Raw genomic sequence first — 16934 nt, forward strand, 5'->3', positions numbered from 1 at the left:
TGTGGGAATATTCTCTTGGCTCTTCCTGGAGGCTTTTCACAGCGGTGGACGTGGCGTCTTTCATGCCTCATGCTCGTTTCCGTTGTTATTTGTGGCTCCGAGACCAGCTTGCGCCGCCTCATTGCACTCTGGTCCTTGCAGTACCTCAATGAGGTGGCCGTTTAATCTTTCAAGGATGTCAATTGCTTGCACAGCATCCCTTGTTGACCAGTCCGCCAGGGCGTGGGCAAATTGATTTACGGCCCGAGTTTCATTTTCTTCCAGCTGTCTGCGTCCGCGTTCAGTCATGGAGATTAGACACGCACGAGCGTCTTGGGGGTCTGGGCGCCGTTCAACCAGGGCTGCAGATTCAAGCGCTTCGACCGTTCTGGTTGCTACGGGTGCCGAAACTGAAAGCCGATGGGCCAGTTCGCCCAAACGGACATCGCGGCCTCGAAGCTGCTGCAGAAATCCTAGTTTGGTTCCCGTCAACTCATGGGCCTGGCCCCGCTGACCGGCAACTCTGAAGGTGCGCCCTATCGCCACCATTTGGGAGAGGATGGCGCTGGCCTCATTGTGATCAATCACAGGTGTCCCCCTGGGTAGCTGAAGCTCTCAACACAATACTTGCTTGCGTTAAGCAACTATATTGCGGCCGAACCATGACGTCAAACCATGCGCTCCTCGAGGCAGGGAAAACCCTCCCCCAAGTTGTTGAGGGAATGAGGGGCGGGGCTAGAACAAAATAGTGGCGAAAGTTCCCACTTGTTCAAAACCGACCCGTTCGTAGCAAGCCCGAGCCTTCGTGTTGTAGTCATTGACGTACAGGCTTGTGACGGGGGCGTGTTTGCGCGCCAACTCAACCACGGCTGCCATATAGCCAGCGCTTAAGCCCTGCCCCCGGCGTTCCGGATTCACCCACACACCCTGCACTTGGGTGGCGTAGGAGGTGACAGCACCCAGATCTGCCTTGAAAATCACCTCGCCCACCTCATCTCCATGGCTGAAGGAGAAGCCGTTACTGATGAGCCAGGCAACACGACGGCGATAGTTGGCTTCTCCACCCAGAAAGGGTGAGTAGCCAACTTCTTCTTCAAACATGGCTGCCGCGGCTACAAGGATTTCGGAAAATTGTCCGGATTCACTCACGGTCAACGCCGGGTTGGGGGCCACCAATGGCGGTCCCGAGATGGCTAAGAGTGGCTGATTGGCCCTGATATCTTGAGCGGTAATCCCTGCACTTTGGAGCACTTCCATGATGGCCAAGGTGGGTTCAGCCGGGCCAAAAATTGAGGCATGAGGTTCCCAATGCTCCACCATCCACCGGCCAAAGGCACGGGCATGCTCGGCGGTGGACTCTATGGGAACCACGTTGGAACCCACCCAGCAGGCGGCGGCCAAGCTGACGCCGTCGTCCTCGAAGAAGCCCAACATGAGCGCCCCAGGAAAGGCGGGTACGGCACTGCTGTTTTGCGTGAGCAGCGAGTCAACGAAGACGTTGGCCACGCGGTCACGCGCAATCAAGGCCCGGAGCGCGCCCGTATCCCTGTGGACAAGAACGCGCACCGGCTCATGGGTGGTCTCCTTAGGAAACGGTAACCACGGGGCCACCCGGGAGAGTCTGCTCATCGGCGTCGGACTCCATCTCTTCGGCAAGTCTCATGGCTTCTTCAATGAGTGTCTCAACAATTTGGTCCTCGGGCACAGTCTTAATGACTTCTCCCTTCACAAAAATCTGGCCCTTGCCGTTGCCCGAAGCCACACCCAGATCGGCCTCACGGGCTTCGCCGGGGCCGTTGACAACGCAACCCATGACGGCCACGCGCAGCGGAACTTCCATGCCTTCGAGGCCAGCAGTGACTTCCTCAGCCAACTTGTACACATCCACCTGGGCGCGGCCACAGGACGGGCAGGAGACAATCTCCAGCTTGCGTGGGCGCAGGTTCAACGACTGCAGGATCTGGTTGCCCACCTTGATTTCCTCCACAGGCGGTGCAGAAAGTGAGACTCGAATGGTGTCGCCAATGCCTTTGGAGAGCAGCGCACCGAAGGCCACTGCGGACTTGATGGTGCCTTGGAATGCCGGCCCGGCCTCGGTGACACCCAGGTGGAGCGGCCAATCGCCTTGTTCGGCGAGCATCTCGTAGGCGGCCACCATGATAACGGGGTCATTGTGCTTGACGGAAATCTTGAAATCGTGGAAGCCGTGCTCTTCAAAGAGTGAAGCTTCCCAGACTGCTGACTCCACCAAGGCTTCAGGAGTGGCCTTGCCGTATTTCTTCATGATGCCCGGTTCCAGCGATCCGGCGTTGATACCAATACGAATGGAGGTGCCATGATCTTTGGCAGCCCTGGCGATTTCCTTGATCTGATCATCAAATTTACGGATATTGCCGGGGTTCACGCGTACCGCGGCGCAACCGGCCTCAATGGCGGCAAAGACATACTTGGGCTGAAAGTGAATGTCTGCGATGACAGGAATTTGGGACTTGCGCGCAATGATGGGCAGCGCCTCGGCATCATCTTGCGACGGGCAGGCAACACGGACAATATCGCAACCGGACGCTGTGAGTTCCGCAATCTGCTGCAGAGTCCCATTGATGTCAGTGGTGGGTGTGGTGGTCATGGACTGCACGCTAATGGGTGAATCCGAGCCAACACCCACGGGACCGACCTTGATTTGCCGGGTCTTGCGACGCGGTGCAAGCACTGGCGGCGGCAACTGCGGCATGCCGAGACTGACGGAGGTCAAAATATGCTCCTAGGAGTTCTTTATATTCAAATACTGCGGCAGCAGCACCAGTTTTTGGCGCCGCAAAAGAAAATCCACAGCATCTACCTTAGATTGTAGGCTCGATGACTGCTTTTTACGGGACTGCTGCGGTTTACCCGCCAGTGACTTTTATCCTACGTAGCTGCTGAGCTTACCAATGACAGGGTTCCAAGCGGAGATCTTCAGCCCTGTGACACCGCCGCCAATGGTCATGGGATCCTGCGCCACCAGGTCCTGAACGGCGCCCTGGTTTTCAGCACGGAAGATCAGAAGTGCCCCGGCACCGTCACCATAAGGGCCCGAGGCCAGCACAACATCTGCTTCGGCCTGCGCGGCAAGCCATTCCCGGTGCTGGGGGCGGTGCTCTACACGGGCAGCTTCTGCCTCTGGACCATAGATATATTCAACAGCGAAAATAGACATGGTTTCACCTTATAACAGGAGAGCTTTGGCCAGCACCGCAACGCTGGCCGAGAACAACATTGACGCCAATGTACCAATAATGAAGCGCTCACTGGCCGCGGGAGTGTCCTTCAATTCCGGGTACCGCCCCAAACCCTTGATGGCCACAACATAGGCTATGGCCACCGGTTGCCCGGCCAGGATGGCTACCGCCACAGCCGCACGCTCCAGAACCCCGATCAATAATCCACCGCGCAGAACCTCAGCGCCGTGCTCCGGCTCAGTGCTTAGTTCCGGCTCAGTGCTTACTCCCGGCTGCGCAGCCGCTGGGAAGGGTTCGGCAACCTCCAGTGCCCCGTCCTCTGGCCGTGGGCCGTCAGCAGCCTCGGCAGCGTCCACAGCCCGTACTGTCTTAGACTTTGCGAATTTGAGAAGCCCTGCCGTTACGGGCCAGCCGCCCACAATAGCCACCAGCAAAGTAGCCGTTATCCACAATGCTTCCATGCACTCTCCTTACGTTAGCGCCGGCTCGGCGCGGGCCTTTGATGGCGATGCCCCCTCAATCTAGCCCGAAGCACTGACATTGAGCGCACGTTCGCTGGGCCATGGGACAGTGAGTGCCCGTTGGGCCTGGCGCAAAAGCAGTGCGGCGGCGCGGCGCCCATTACGTTCTTCCCGGTGAGCTGAGCGAAGGATGGCCTTACTGACGGCTTGAGGGCTAATCCCTAGCACTAGGGCAACATCTTTCTGAGGCGCATTCGGGTCCACCTCCAGAGCATCAATCACACGCCACTCGGCACTGGAACGCTTGCGAATAACATCACCTAAGAGCACTAGCACTGCCTCGGCTGCGCCGGACCACTCAGCGGCCGCCGGCGAGGGGCTCCGCACACACAAGAGAACCCGCTCCCCTGCCTTCTTGGCTGTTTCCACAGCCTCCCGGGCGGCCACAAAAGCATCGCCGGAGGCTTCTCTGGATTGCTCAGGTAAAGGCAAATCAACACCGCCGATCCCAATGCCTATGTACCAATCACGCTCCCGCAGCACTCGGACAACAGTTTCTAGAACTGCTTCCGGGTCTGCCAGTAAACCTTGAACCTCATCTCCCACAGTGCGCTCAAACTCCAGGACCGTGGGCACGTCAGCGAGAAGCGCCAACAGCTCCGGCACGCGATCCCCGTGGCTGCGACTACCCCGTTGGTCAATCGTTACAACAAACATGAATAAACCATAAATGATTGTTTTCTATTTATCAACCATTTAAGTGCGATCCACGGGCTTACCCGAAGAGATTCACTGGCTTAACAATGTCAGCGTAGATCAGCAGCGCACCCATGGCGATCAGCACTACTGCGGCCACATAGGTCACCGGCAGCATCTTGGCGATATCGAAGGGGCCAGGATCCTTGCGCTTGAACACCTTGGCAACTGTGCGCCGCGCCCCTTCATACAAGGCACCCAGGACGTGACCGCCGTCCAGCGGCAACAGCGGGATCAAGTTGAAGACAAACAGGGCCAGGTTGACCCCGGCCAGCAAGCTGACAAGCGTGGCGACGCGTGAGCTCAAGGGGATGTCCTCCATGGCGGCCACCTCGCCAGCAACCCGCCCAACGCCCACCACGGAGATGGGTCCGTTGGGGTCGCGCGGTTCGGAGCTGAACGCCGCTTGGGCCACGCCCACCAGTTTCTGCGGCAATTGGAAAACTATCCCGCCAATTTGGGCGATGTTCTCCCCCACAACAGGTAGGACGGCCGACGCCGGCTGCCGCACCATGGCCGAGGTGGGACCAACGCCGAGGAACCCCGCCTGAACTGTGACGGTGGTTCCGGAGGCGTCCACTTCCGCTTGACCATTGGCACCAATGACGGGGCGGGCGGTCAGAACCGGGGTGATGGTTGTGGAAATATTCTGGCCACCGCGCTCATACACCAGCGGCACGCTCTGGCCGGCCGCGGCACGCACCCAGCTAGTAAAGGTAGTCCAATCGGTGACTTCCTTGCCATCAAAGGACTTAATAGTGTCCCCTGGCTTGAGTCCGGCGGCGGCCGCGGGGGTCTGCGTGCAGTTATTGAGATTAACAGGTACGGGGTCTCCGAATGCCACTTGGCAGGCGTTGACTTCGGCAACCGTGGTGGTGGGCGCAGCCATGCCAAAGCCCATCAGCAGCACACCCATGAGCACCACCCCAATGAGCAGGTTCATGAAAGGCCCGCCCAGCATGATGATGATCTTCTTCCACACCGGCAGTTTGTAGAAGACCCTGTTGGAGTCGTCGGGGCCCACTTCCTCATGGGCCACACTGCGGGCTTCCGTGGCCAGCGTCTGGAACATGCCGGTACTGGAGGGCCGGACACTGCCGTCCGTGGGGTTCGGCGGATACATCCCGATCATGGCCACATAGCCGCCAGCCGGGATGGCCTTGATCCCGTATTCGGTCTCACCCTTTTTCCTTGACCACATGGTGGGCCCGAAGCCAATCATGTAGCGGGTGACGCGGACCTTGAACAACTTGGCGGGCAGCAGATGGCCCACCTCGTGGAGCGCGATTGACAAGGCAATCCCGATGGCAACGAAGAGCACTCCGCCAATGAAAAGTAAGACAGTCACAATGTACTTCCTGCGTTGAAGATTCTCAGCCCTTGGTGGCCAGCAGCTCGTTGGTGCGTGCGCGGGCCCATTCTTCAGCTTCTAATACGCTCTGGAGCGTTAGCTGCGAACTGGGTGTGTGTTCACCGAGAACTTGCGCAATGGTGTCCACAATATCCAAGAAGCCTATCCTTCCGGCATGGAAGGCATGGACCGCTTCCTCGTTGGCGGCGTTGTAGACGGCTGGGCAGGTACTCCCCCGGCGCGCAGCCTCCTTGGCCAGTTCGACGGCGGGGAAGGCCACGTTATCCAGTGGCTCGAACGTCCAGGTCGCCGCCTTGGTCCAGTCGCAGGCCTGTGCTGCGCCGGGGACTCGCTCCGGCCAGCCGAGCCCCAGTGCAATGGGCAGGCGCATGTCTGGAGGAGACGCCTGGGCCATGGTGGAACCATCGGTGAACTGCACCATGGAGTGCACCACTGATTGGGGATGCACCACGGCCTCGATCCTCTCCAGCGGAACATCAAAGAGCAGGTGGGCCTCGATGACTTCCAGGCCCTTATTGACCAGGGTGGCCGAGTTGGTGGTCACCATGGGGCCCATATCCCACGTAGGGTGCTTGAGCGCCTGCGCTGGCGTCACATCCGCCAATTCCGCCCGGCTCCGGCCGCGGAAGGGACCACCGGATGCTGTCACAATCAACTTCTGAACCTCATCTGCCGTGCCAGCGCGCAGCGCCTGGGCCAAGGCTGAGTGCTCCGAATCGACAGGCACCAGCTGGCCTGGGGATGCGGCTTCCTTCACGAGGGCTCCGCCCACAATCAGGGACTCCTTATTCGCCAGCGCCAGGATGGCGGAGGTACCCAGCGCGGCAAGTGTTGGCGCCAAGCCGATGGAGCCAGTGATGGCGTTGAGCACCACCTCGGCACCCTCGGGGGTTCCTGCACCCCAAGCAGCGATGACGGTGGAGGCATCCGGGCCGGAGAAAATCTCCGGGGCGAAGCCTGCCAACCCCGCCGCAGCGGCACGGGAGTCAATCAGGGAACGCAAGGTCCCGGCGTCGTGCGTGGAAATACCCACGGCCAGAACCCGCAGGGAAACAGCCTGTTGTGCCAAAAGTTCAAGGTTCCCGCCGCCGGCGCTGATGGCACTGACGCTGAAGCGGGGACTGCCGTCGGGGAGGGTGGCTTGGCCGACGACGTCGATCGCTTGCGTTCCGATGGAGCCTGTGGAGCCGAGGATGATGATTTTACGATGCGCCATGATGATAAGTATTCCGCACTTGCTGCGACGAATTCACCACAGCCCGCGCTCCTCGGCGGCGTGGCGGATGAGGATGAGTGTTTCCAGGAGCTGATTCTGCGCAGCTGGCGTGAGGGGGTCGAAGATAACTTCGCGCACCATGGTGACGTGGCCAGGCGCCGCGCCCCGGATCTTCTCCCAGCCCGCCTGGGTTAACGCGATTTCCTGGCCACGGCCATCGGAACTGGCGGCACAGCGGTGGAGGAACCCTCTGGATTCCATGCGTTTGAGCAGGTGGGAGACTCGGGACCGTTCCCAGCCAAGCGTTGCGGCGAGATCTCCCGAGCGCAGGGCCCCTTGGCTCGATTCCGAGACGGCCGCCAAGATGGAATACTCCACACCTGAGACATCGGCGTCCTCGAGAAGTTGGCGGTCAAGGGCACGTGGCAGACCCCTCGCGAACTCGCGTAACTCCAACCACATGAGCTGCTCATTCTCGTTGAGCCAGCGCGTCTGCTCCTGGGCCGACTTTTTGGGAGCCTCCATAGTTTTGCTCACATTCCTTCGAGATAGTTGACATATCAAGTATGTCCGGTCATGATGGAAACATCAAGTTTTAATTGACACGTCACCTACATTGGCTGGCGCGCCGCCCCATCATCAAGGAGAAAACAGCATGAGCAAAATCGCCATCGTCACCGGTTCCACCCGTCCCGGCCGTGTCAACACGGGCGTTGCAGAGTGGGTTCTGGCACAAGCTCAACTGCGCGGTGACGCGGAGTACCAACTCGTGGACATTGCTGATTTCAATCTCCCTGTCCTGGATGAGGCCTACCCCGCTGGCTTCCAGAACTACCAGAACGATCACACAAAAGTCTGGGCCGCCACGATGAACGAGTTCGACGGCTATATCTTCATCACCGGCGAATACAACCACTCGGTGCAGCCTGCCCTGGCGAACGCCATCTCTTACCTGAACGTCGAGTTCAACAACAAGGCTGCTGGCATGGTCGGCTACGGCTCGGCCTTCGGAGTTCGCGCCATGGAGCACCTGCGGGGCATCCTTTCCGAGCTGCAGGTTGCGCATGTTCAAAAGACAGGCATGTTCTCTCTGTTCACTGACTTTGAGAACTTCTCCACGTTCACACCGACCGAGCTCCAAGCCGCATCGCTGGCCCCCATGCTGGACCAGCTCATTCCGTGGACAAACGCCATGAAGAGCGTGCGCGAGTCAGCCCTAGCCACCGCCTAACCCCCTCCCAACGCTCGGTTACATTCGGGTGATTAATGAGGAACGCTTTCTCACATGCATGAGCGTTCCTTACTAATCACCCGAAGCTGCAGGAGCGTCTATGAAAAGTGCGCCGAAAGTAACCGAGCGTTGGGTTTATGCGTTGAGTTTAGGCGCTGGCGCTGTGACCTAGGCGCGGGCTCGGCGCAGCGTCGCCTCGGCGTGCAGCAGAATCGGAGAGTCCACCATCTGGCCCTTGAAGGCAAAAACACCCGTGCCTGCATCCGCCGCCGCAGCCAATAGCTCCTGCGCGGCAGCTACCTGCTCATCTGAGGGCCGGTACGCCTCCCGAATAACTGCCACCTGCGAGGGGTGAATGCTCGCCTTCGCAGCGAAGCCGCTGGCTACCGCGTCCTCCGCCTCGACGCCGAGCCCCGCAAGGTCGGCAAAGTCGGCATAAATGGAGTCAATGGCAACCTTCCCCGCAGCCCCGGCCGCCAGCAGGAGCATCGAACGCGCCTGCGTTGCCACAGCGCGGTACTCTCCAACCCGGGGTCCGGAGGTGAACCGGCTAGAAGTTCCGCCCAGGGATGCCACCAAATCCTCCGCCCCCCACATCAGGGCCACAACATTGGGCAGCTGCGCCAACGCCGGCGCCGCCAGAATCCCGGGCGCGCTTTCGCACAACACCACCACTGAGTAGTCCGTGAGTGCTGCGATAGCCTGAACATCAGCTGCCTTGGCGACCATGACGGTTCGGTACGGGCTGCCAGCAACGGCGGCCAGATCCAAGGCGGCGTCTGGGGTGTCAAGTGCGTTGATGCGCACCATGGTGTGTGCCGGATCCAGCCCACTGGCCACCATATTCTCGCGCGCCGCCGCCTTCGCCCCGGGCGCCACAGCATCTTCGAGATCAATAATCACGGCATCGGAGCGTTGGGCCGCCTTGGCAAAACGCTCAGGCCTGTCCGCCGGGGCAAATAACAGCGCCGGGCCCATTCTGAATTCCTGACTCACTGAAATTGTGCGCTCCTTCTTATCTACTCAATGGGCTTATCTAGTCATGGGGCTTGAGCCAAAATAGTGCGGTCCTGCTGGCTTTGCCCACCACGACGCCGTTTTGGTTGCGCCCAGTATGTTCCATCACCACAATGCCTTGTCCGGGACGGGATGCTGAGAGCCTCTTCGCCGTCACTACCGTCTCGGTGTAGAGGGTATCGCCGTGGAACAGCGGGTGCGGGAAAGAGATATCGCTCATCCCCAGCTGGGCCACGATGGTGCCCTGTGTCAGCTGAGCCACGGACTGTCCCACCATGGTAGCCAAGGTGAACATGGAGTTCATGATCCGCTGCCCAAACGGCTGCTCCGCACTCCATGCCGCATCAAGATGCAAGGCCTGCGTGTTCATGGTCATGGTGGTGAAAAGGACGTTGTCCGTTTCCGTCATGGTCCGGCCGGGCCGGTGCTGGTAGAGCACCTTCACTTGCAGTTCCTCGTAGTAGAGTCCGCGTTGAGTCACTACTTCAGGCCCACGGGCCTTGGGGTAGCCTGCGTGTCCGTCACTCATACGTTGTCCACATCATGCATCTCCAGGTTTAGTGGGGCCCCGGTTGCGGCTACTATCTGTTCAACACTGACATCCGGTGCCAGTTCCTTGAGAACCAGTCCGTCTGGGCTCACTTCAATGACAGCTAGGTCAGTGATGATCAGGTCTACGCAGCGCTTCCCTGTCAACGGCAGAGTACACCGCTGCAGGATCTTTGGGTTGCCTTCCCGATCAGTGTGTTCCATCATGACAATAAGTTTTTTGGCGCCGAACACCAGATCCATGGCCCCACCCATGCCCTTGACCATTTTGCCCGGGATCATCCAGTTGGCCAGGTCGCCATTGGCGGCCACCTGCATAGCGCCCAGAACGGCCACGTCAACGTGGCCACCGCGCACCATGCCAAAGGACAGCGCCGAGTCAAAGAACGCCGCACCTTTGTTGACGGTGACGGTCTCCTTGCCGGCGTTGATCAGATCCGGGTCCACGTCGGCATCCAGCGGATACGGGCCGGTGCCCAAAATCCCGTTCTCCGAGTGCAACACCACCTCCACCCCTGCGGGGATGTAGTTGGGGATCAGGGTGGGCATGCCAATGCCTAAGTTCACGTACTGTCCATTGCGCAGTTCTTGTGCCACACGGGCTGCCAGTTCATTGCGTGAAAGTGCCATGATTATGCTCCCTGTTCACTGGTGGGATGGGGCCCCGGGCGCGAGGGGTCCCCGGCCGAGCTTGCGAGGTTGGGAAGCGTTTGAGTACTCGACGACGGACTGGTCACGGTACGTTTCTCAATCCGCTTCTCACTTCCGGGCGATCCGGCGGGAATATGGACCACGCGTTGGACGAAGATTCCGGGGACGTGGATATGTTCGGGATCCAGCTCACCGGGCTCTACTAGTTCCTCCACCTCGGCGATGGTGATCTTCCCGGCCATGGCACACAGCGGGTTGAAGTTCATGGCCGTCGCGTGGAATATGAGGTTGCCGTGGCGGTCTCCCTTCCACGCATGCACCAGGGCAAAATCGGGGGTGAGCGACTCCTCCAGGACAAACTCGTCCGTCCCAAAAGTGCGCACCTCCTTGGCGGGTGAGGCAATCTCAACCCCGCCGGCGCCGTTGTACTTGCGGGGCAGCCCACCCTCAGAGACTTGGGTGCCCACCCCGGCGGCGGTGTAGAAAGCGGGAATCCCTGCTCCCCCGGCCCGCAGCTTTTCGGCGAGTGTGCCCTGCGGAGTCAATTCCACCTCGAGTTCACCGGCCAAAAATTGCCGGGCGAACTCTTTGTTCTCTCCCACATAGGAGGAGATGGTGCGCCGGATCCGCCCGTCAGCAAGCAGTATCCCCAACCCCCAATCATCTACGCCGCAGTTGTTGGAGATGGTCTCCAGTTGGGAAATTTCGCCGTCGTAGAGGGCTTGGATGAGGGCCACGGGGATGCCGCACAGACCAAACCCGCCCACGGCGAGGGAGGCGCCGTCGTGAATGTCATGGACGGCGGCGGCCGCGGAAGCAACTACTTTGTTGATCATGGCTGGTCCTTTCGGAAGTGTTACAAGCCCAGATCGCGGGCTATGAGCATGAGCTGAACTTCGGTGGTTCCTTCACCAATCTCTAGAATCTTCGAGTCTCGGTAGTGGCGGGCCACGGGGAACTCGTTGATGAACCCATAACCTCCGAAAACCTGTGTGGCATCCCTGGCATTGTCCATGGCCGCCTCACTTGCGACCATCTTAGCGATGGCAGCTTCGGTCTTGAAGGGCTTGCCGGCGAGCATGCGTGAGGCGGCGTCATAGTAGGCCAACCGGGCCACGTGGGCGCGGGTTTGCATGCGGGCAATCTTGAAGGAGATGCCTTGGTAGTGGCCAATGTTATGGCCGAAGGCGCTGCGTTCCTTCGCGTAGCGGACAGCCTCGTCAACACAACCCTGGGCGGTGCCGGTTGCCAGCGCCGCGATGGCGATGCGCCCCTCATCGAGGATGGACAAAAAGTTGGCGTAGCCGCGGCCGCGCTCCCCCAGCAGGTTCTCCTCCGGTACGCGGGCGCCGGCTAAGGTGAGCGGGTGCGTGTCCGAGGCGTTCCAGCCCACCTTGTTGTACGCCTTTTCCACCGTGAACCCGGGGGTGCCGTTGGGCACAATGATGGTGGAGATTTCTTTCTTGATGGATCCGTTGGCCCGTTCGTGGGTGTCCGTGACAGCGGTGACGGTCACAAATTTCGTGATGGACGTCCCGGAGTTGGTGATGAATTGCTTGGACCCGTCAATAACCCATTGCCCGTTCTCGAGGCGCGCCTTGGTGGCGGTGCCCCCGGCGTCGGATCCGGCGTCGGGCTCGGTCAGGCCGAAGCCTGCGAGCGCGCTACCGGAGGTTAGTTGCGGCAGCCACGCTTCCTTTTGCGCCTGGGTGCCAAAGCGGTGGATGGGCATGGCGCCGAGCGAGACGCCTGCCTCCAGGGTGATGGCGACGGATTGGTCTACCCGGCCCAGCTGCTCGAGGGCGAGTGAGAGCGCGAAGTAGTCTCCGCCCATCCCGCCGAATTCCTCCGGGAAGGGCAGCCCAAACAGGCCCAGCTCACCCATTTGCGCCACCACTTCGTAGGGGAAGCTGTGTTCCTCGTCGTGTTTGGCGGAGACGGGGGCCACCACGTGATCGGCAAAGTCCGCCACCATGTTGCTAAGGGCCTGGTACTCGTCATTGAGTTCAAAGTTTGGCACTGTCATTCCCCTTCAGGAGTATCTTCTTGAATGCTTGCAACAATTTGATCCGCCTTGACTAGCACACCCACGGCTACGCCAATGTGTACGGTTCCGGCCATGGGTGCCACTATTTGGTGTTCCATTTTCATGGCCTCCACCGCAAGCAGCACGTCCCCTGCCTCAACCCGCTGCCCCGTAGCCGCGTTGACCACGGTCACGGTTCCGGGCATGGGGCTGCGCAGCTGTGGATCCGCCGCTGCGTCCGCCCGTTGAAGTCCGGCGATCATGCGTGCGGTGGCCGCGTCCCTGTCCAGGTGCACCAGTTCAACGCTCCAGCCGCCGCTGCCCAAAAATACCGTGTCCCCCTGGTGGGCAAAATGGTAGTCGTTGAGCAGACCATCGGCGCTCACCTCCTGGGGTCCCTCACCCAGTCCACTGACATTTACGACGCCGGGACCTTCCATCACCCCGCGGCCACGGTTACCGCTGACCGTCACCACTCCGGTGCGGCCAGGTGCCGCCCAAACGGATCGCCACGGCTCAGGTTCACCCAGACGCCAGCCATCGCTGCGCTCCCACGGGCGGGGCGGCTCCGCAGCTGGCGCTCCCGCTTGCCCCGCTTGCCGCGCAGCCACCTGCGCCAGTGACGTGGGCTTGGCATCGAGCGCCCAGGGCGCCACGGCGTATTCCTTGGCACTGATGGCACGGAATTTCATGCCCGGCAGTTTGCGTTCAATCAGGTTGGTATCCAGGTGCCCGGCTTGGACGTGCGGATCGGCAAGGAGCAGGCGCAGGTACTCGATGTTGGTGGGCAATCCCAGCACCAGGTAATGGGCGAGCGCCTGATCCAGCCGTGACAGGGATTGCGCCCGGTCCGCACCCCAGGCGATGACCTTCGCCAACATGGGATCGTAGTTGGCGGAGATCTCTAGCCCGTCCATCAGCGAGGAGTCCACGCGCACACCCTCACGCCCGGCCACTGACTCATCAAGTGCCACCACTGTTCCGGTAGCCGGTAGGAATCCCTCGGCAGGATTCTCTGCGTACACCCGGGCCTCTGTAGCGTGCCCCTCAAGGCTCACAGCGTCCTGGTCAAAGTCCAAGGCTTCCCCTGCGGCAATGCGGACCTGCCATTCCACCAGGTCCAGGGACTCCCCGGACACCCGGACCACCATTTCGGTGACGGGGTGTTCTACCTGCAACCGGGTGTTCATCTCCATGAAGAAGAACTCATCGGGGGCATCGTTAGAGACAATGAATTCCACGGTTCCTGCACCGGTGTAGTTAACGCTGGCTGCTGCGGCACAGGCTGCGGCCCCGAGCCGGGCACGGATGGCGGCACCGTCCGGGGCGTCGGTGAGTAGCGGCGAGGGCGCCTCCTCAATAACTTTTTGATGGCGGCGCTGCAGCGAGCATTCGCGTTCTCCCAGATGCACCACAGCGCCGAAGGTGTCCCCCAAAATCTGTACCTCGATGTGGCGCGGGTTTGCCACCAGGCGTTCCAGGAACAAGGTGTCATCACCAAAGGAAGAAGCGGCCACACGCCGGGCCGTTGCCAGCGCAGCCGGCAGCTCCCCGGGCGAAAACACGTTCACCATGCCCTTGCCGCCACCACCGGCGGAGGGCTTGATGAGCAGCGGGTAACCGATGCCGGGCGCTGCGGCGATCAGGTCCGCATCACTGAGCCCCGGCTCGGAGATGCCGGGGACCACGGGCACCCCGGCGGCTGCCACATGGTTCTTGGAGCGGATCTTATCTCCCATGACGTTCAGGGCTTCAATATTGGGACCAATGAATGTGATCCCGGCATCAGAAAGAGCCTGGGCGAATGCCAGGTTTTCGGACAGGAAGCCGTAGCCGGGGTGGACTGCCTGGGCACCCGATGCCTGGCAGGCAACAATGACAGCATCAATGTTCAGGTAACTCCCTGTGGCCGCGGCGGGGCCTATGCACACGGCCGTATCTGCTTCGCGCACGTGGCGGGCTCCGGCGTCGGCCGTGGAATACACGGCAACGCTGCGGATGCCCAGGCTGCGCAGGGTGGCGATGACGCGGCAGGCAATCTCGCCGCGGTTGGCCACCAGGACTGTATCAAAGAGAGGGCTCACAACGGGGCTCACATTCTAAAGAGACCGAAGGAGGTCTCGGGCAACGGGGTGCGGGCGCATACATCCAGGGCCAGGCCCAAGACGGTGCGGGTGTCAGCGGGGTCAATCACGCCGTCATCCCACAGGCGGGCGGTGGCGTAGTAGGGGCTTCCTTGGTCCTCGAACTGGGCCAAGATGGGCGCCTTGAACGCTGCTTCTTCCTCGGCGGACCATTGATCCCCGCGGCCTTCAATCTGGTCCCGCTTGACGGTAGCCAGCACGGAGGAAGCCTGATTGCCACCCATGACGGAGATGCGCGAGGCCGGCCAGGTCCACAGGAAGCGGGGGCTGTAGGCACGCCCGCACATGGAGTAGTTGCCGGCGCCGAAGGATCCGCCCACAATGACGCTCAGTTTGGGCACCCGCGCCGTGGCAACGGCCGTGACCATCTTGGCCCCGTGCTTGGCAATACCACCGTGCTCGTAGTCCTTGCCCACCATGAAGCCGTTGAGATTCTGCAAAAAGATCAACGCAATACCGCGCTGATCGCACAGTTCAATGAAGTGCGCACCCTTCAAGGCCGATTCGCTAAACAACACACCGTTGTTGGCCACAATACCCACCGGATGGCCATGCAGTGTGGCAAATCCGGTGACTAGGGTGGTGCCGTAGTTCTTCTTGAACTCGTGAAATTTGCTGCCATCCACCAGCCGGGCGATGATCTCGCGGATGTCATAGGCCGTGTTCAGATCGGTTGGCACGGCGCCATAAAGCTCTGAGGGTTCGACGGCGGGTGGCTGGCTTGCGCCCACGGACCAGGCCGGTGCGGGGTTGGGCGGCAGCGTTGCCACGATGTCGCGGATGATGGACAGTGCGTGCTCGTCGTTTTCGGCCAGATGATCCACCACGCCGGAGATGCCCGCGTGGACCTCCCCTCCGCCGAGTTCCTCCGCTGTGACAATCTCACCGATGGCGGCTTTCACCAGCGGTGGACCACCCAAAAAGATGGTGCCCTGATTGCGCACAATGACCGTTTCATCGCTCATGGCAGGCATGTATGCGCCTCCTGCGGTACATGAACCCATGACGGCGGCAATCTGGGGGATTTTCCGGGCAGACATCTTTGCCTGGTTGAAGAAGATACGGCCAAAGTGTTCCTTGTCCGGGAACACCTGATCCTGCTTGGGGAGGAACGCCCCACCGGAATCCACTAGATAAAGGCAGGGCAGCCGGTTTTCCAGCGCAATTTCCTGGGCACGAAGGTGCTTCTTTACCGTGAGTGGATAGTACGTACCGCCCTTGACCGTGGCGTCATTACACACCACCATGACGTGGCGCCCGGCAACCAGCCCAATGCCAGCGATCACACCGGCACTCGGGGACGCGCCCTCGTACATGCCATGGGCAGCCAGCGGGGAAATCTCCAGGAACGGGCTGCCTTCATCGAGCAGGTGCCCGATCCGGTCCCGGGGTAAGAGTTTCCCGCGCGCCACGTGCCGCTGACGGGATTTTTCCGGACCACCGCGCGCCGCCACTGCCAATTCCTCGCGCAGTCGCGCCACAAGGGCTCGTTGTTGGGCATCGTTGCGCGCAAACGCCTCCCCCGCCGGGTCAACCCGGCTCACCAAAGTCTCCATCGACTCCTCATTCGGTCCATAACAGCTACACTTGGTTAATGTCCACTAACTGAATTTCAGGTTAGTCTGTCTATTCTGTGATGTCCAGCACAGGGAGAATAATGAGTCAACCACCGCTAACAGCCCGCACGCAGGCCAAAGCCGAGCGCCGCGGGGTGCTGCTGCAATCGGCCGCGACCCTCTTCGCCCAGCGCGGCTTCAACGGCGTGTCCATCGAGGACCTCGGTGCGGCCGCCGGGGTGAGCGGACCCGCCGTTTATAGACATTTCAATGGCAAGCAGGCCCTGCTTGGCGCCCTGCTTGTGGAGGTCAGCGAAGACCTGCTGGCCGGTGGGCGGGCCGTGCTCACTGCCACGCTCGAGAACGGCCCCTCCCTCCGCGCGCTCATCGCCTTCCACGTTGACTTTGCACTCTGCAAACCTGATGTGATCCGGGTCCAGGACAGGGACTTTGACAGCCTGCCCGACGCCGAACGCGGCGCCGTCCGCTCCCTGCAGCGAGCCTATGTTGAACTGTGGGTTGAGGTGCTGGGCAGGCTTTTCCCTGACCGGCCCATCGCCGTGCGCCGGGTCCAGGCCCACGCAGTTTTTGGTCTAATCAACTCCACGCCGCACAGCGTGCAATTACATGGGCACCCCGAAGCTACGGCCCGGTCCGTCTTGGAAAACATGGCGTGGGCTGCGCTGACGGGCGTCTGAGCTGCTGGCTCCGAGGGAAGCGGCTTGTTGGCAAACGCTGTGGCCGCTAACAATGGGCTT

Annotated in this window: 18 protein-coding genes; 2 read left to right on the forward strand and 16 right to left on the reverse strand. The window is 60.9% G+C overall.

Annotation, left to right across the window (positions count from 1 at the left end; genetic code table 11):
• Nucleotides 1-60 precede the first annotated feature (60 nt).
• From CVS29_RS00495 to CVS29_RS00535, 9 genes are all read right to left on the reverse strand, one after another.
• Nucleotides 61-567: a MarR family winged helix-turn-helix transcriptional regulator gene (locus CVS29_RS00495; protein WP_110104387.1), complete on the reverse strand. Its 507-nt coding sequence runs from the start codon at nucleotides 565-567 to the stop codon at nucleotides 61-63.
• Between the two features lie 147 nt (nucleotides 568-714).
• Nucleotides 715-1608 carry a GNAT family N-acetyltransferase gene (locus CVS29_RS00500; RefSeq protein WP_110104388.1) on the reverse strand — a complete coding sequence of 298 codons (894 nt, stop codon included), beginning with the start codon at nucleotides 1606-1608 and terminating at the stop codon, nucleotides 715-717.
• Nucleotides 1565-2731, reverse strand: coding sequence for a flavodoxin-dependent (E)-4-hydroxy-3-methylbut-2-enyl-diphosphate synthase (gene ispG, locus CVS29_RS00505; RefSeq protein WP_110104389.1), 1167 nt, complete (start codon nucleotides 2729-2731; stop codon nucleotides 1565-1567). The genes CVS29_RS00500 and ispG overlap by 44 nt, the downstream gene beginning before the upstream one ends.
• Nucleotides 2732-2881: 150 nt before the next feature.
• Entirely contained in the window at nucleotides 2882-3175 is a 294-nt protein-coding gene (locus CVS29_RS00510) for a YciI family protein (RefSeq protein WP_110104390.1), read from the reverse strand.
• A 9-nt stretch (nucleotides 3176-3184) separates the two neighbouring features.
• Nucleotides 3185-3658: a hypothetical protein gene (locus tag CVS29_RS00515; RefSeq protein WP_110104391.1), complete on the reverse strand. Its 474-nt coding sequence runs from the start codon at nucleotides 3656-3658 to the stop codon at nucleotides 3185-3187.
• Nucleotides 3659-3718: 60 nt separating this feature from the next.
• The gene (locus tag CVS29_RS00520; protein ID WP_110104392.1) at nucleotides 3719-4375 is read right to left on the reverse strand and encodes a MarR family transcriptional regulator; all 657 of its coding nucleotides are present in this window, start codon (nucleotides 4373-4375) and stop codon (nucleotides 3719-3721) included.
• 58 nt (nucleotides 4376-4433) lie between these two features.
• A complete protein-coding gene (locus CVS29_RS00525) occupies nucleotides 4434-5765 on the reverse strand; it encodes a M50 family metallopeptidase (RefSeq protein ID WP_110104393.1) in 1332 nt (443 codons plus the stop codon).
• Between the two features lie 22 nt (nucleotides 5766-5787).
• The gene (gene dxr / locus CVS29_RS00530) at nucleotides 5788-7002 is read right to left on the reverse strand and encodes a 1-deoxy-D-xylulose-5-phosphate reductoisomerase (protein ID WP_110104394.1); all 1215 of its coding nucleotides are present in this window, start codon (nucleotides 7000-7002) and stop codon (nucleotides 5788-5790) included.
• A 33-nt stretch (nucleotides 7003-7035) separates the two neighbouring features.
• Nucleotides 7036-7539 carry a MarR family winged helix-turn-helix transcriptional regulator gene (locus CVS29_RS00535; RefSeq protein WP_245931989.1) on the reverse strand — a complete coding sequence of 168 codons (504 nt, stop codon included), beginning with the start codon at nucleotides 7537-7539 and terminating at the stop codon, nucleotides 7036-7038.
• Between the two features lie 118 nt (nucleotides 7540-7657).
• Here CVS29_RS00535 and CVS29_RS00540 point away from each other — a divergent pair, with 118 nt between their 5' ends.
• Nucleotides 7658-8233: an NADPH-dependent FMN reductase gene (locus CVS29_RS00540; RefSeq protein WP_110104396.1), complete on the forward strand. Its 576-nt coding sequence runs from the start codon at nucleotides 7658-7660 to the stop codon at nucleotides 8231-8233.
• 168 nt (nucleotides 8234-8401) lie between these two features.
• Here the strand turns inward: CVS29_RS00540 and CVS29_RS00545 are convergent, their stop codons facing one another.
• The 7 genes from CVS29_RS00545 to CVS29_RS00575 are packed head-to-tail and all read right to left on the reverse strand — an operon-like array spanning nucleotide 8402 to nucleotide 16176.
• Nucleotides 8402-9211, reverse strand: a complete 810-nt coding sequence (locus CVS29_RS00545; RefSeq protein ID WP_110104397.1) for an HpcH/HpaI aldolase/citrate lyase family protein — start codon at nucleotides 9209-9211, stop codon at nucleotides 8402-8404.
• A 58-nt stretch (nucleotides 9212-9269) separates the two neighbouring features.
• Nucleotides 9270-9779: a MaoC family dehydratase gene (locus CVS29_RS00550; protein WP_110104398.1), complete on the reverse strand. Its 510-nt coding sequence runs from the start codon at nucleotides 9777-9779 to the stop codon at nucleotides 9270-9272.
• Nucleotides 9776-10429 carry a CoA transferase subunit B gene (locus CVS29_RS00555; RefSeq protein WP_110104399.1) on the reverse strand — a complete coding sequence of 218 codons (654 nt, stop codon included), beginning with the start codon at nucleotides 10427-10429 and terminating at the stop codon, nucleotides 9776-9778. The genes CVS29_RS00550 and CVS29_RS00555 overlap by 4 nt, the downstream gene beginning before the upstream one ends.
• Nucleotides 10430-10431: 2 nt before the next feature.
• Nucleotides 10432-11286, reverse strand: coding sequence for a CoA transferase subunit A (locus tag CVS29_RS00560; protein WP_110104400.1), 855 nt, complete (start codon nucleotides 11284-11286; stop codon nucleotides 10432-10434).
• Nucleotides 11287-11306: 20 nt separating this feature from the next.
• Entirely contained in the window at nucleotides 11307-12470 is a 1164-nt protein-coding gene (locus CVS29_RS00565; RefSeq protein ID WP_110104891.1) for an acyl-CoA dehydrogenase family protein, read from the reverse strand.
• Nucleotides 12471-12472: 2 nt separating this feature from the next.
• Nucleotides 12473-14560 (reverse strand): acetyl/propionyl/methylcrotonyl-CoA carboxylase subunit alpha, encoded by a 2088-nt coding sequence (locus CVS29_RS00570; protein ID WP_110104892.1) that lies wholly within the window; start codon nucleotides 14558-14560, stop codon nucleotides 12473-12475.
• 8 nt (nucleotides 14561-14568) lie between these two features.
• On the reverse strand, nucleotides 14569-16176 hold the full coding sequence (locus CVS29_RS00575) for a carboxyl transferase domain-containing protein (protein ID WP_110104401.1): 1608 nt from the start codon (nucleotides 16174-16176) through the stop codon (nucleotides 14569-14571).
• Nucleotides 16177-16277: 101 nt separating this feature from the next.
• On the opposite strand from CVS29_RS00575, the gene CVS29_RS00580 reads away from it, so the two are divergent.
• Complete coding sequence (locus CVS29_RS00580) at nucleotides 16278-16874, forward strand: TetR/AcrR family transcriptional regulator (RefSeq protein ID WP_110104402.1); 597 nt, start codon at nucleotides 16278-16280, stop codon at nucleotides 16872-16874.
• Nucleotides 16875-16934 lie beyond the last annotated feature (60 nt).

The organism is Arthrobacter psychrochitiniphilus (assembly GCF_003185915.1).
Taxonomy (GTDB): domain Bacteria; phylum Actinomycetota; class Actinomycetes; order Actinomycetales; family Micrococcaceae; genus Specibacter; species Specibacter psychrochitiniphilus.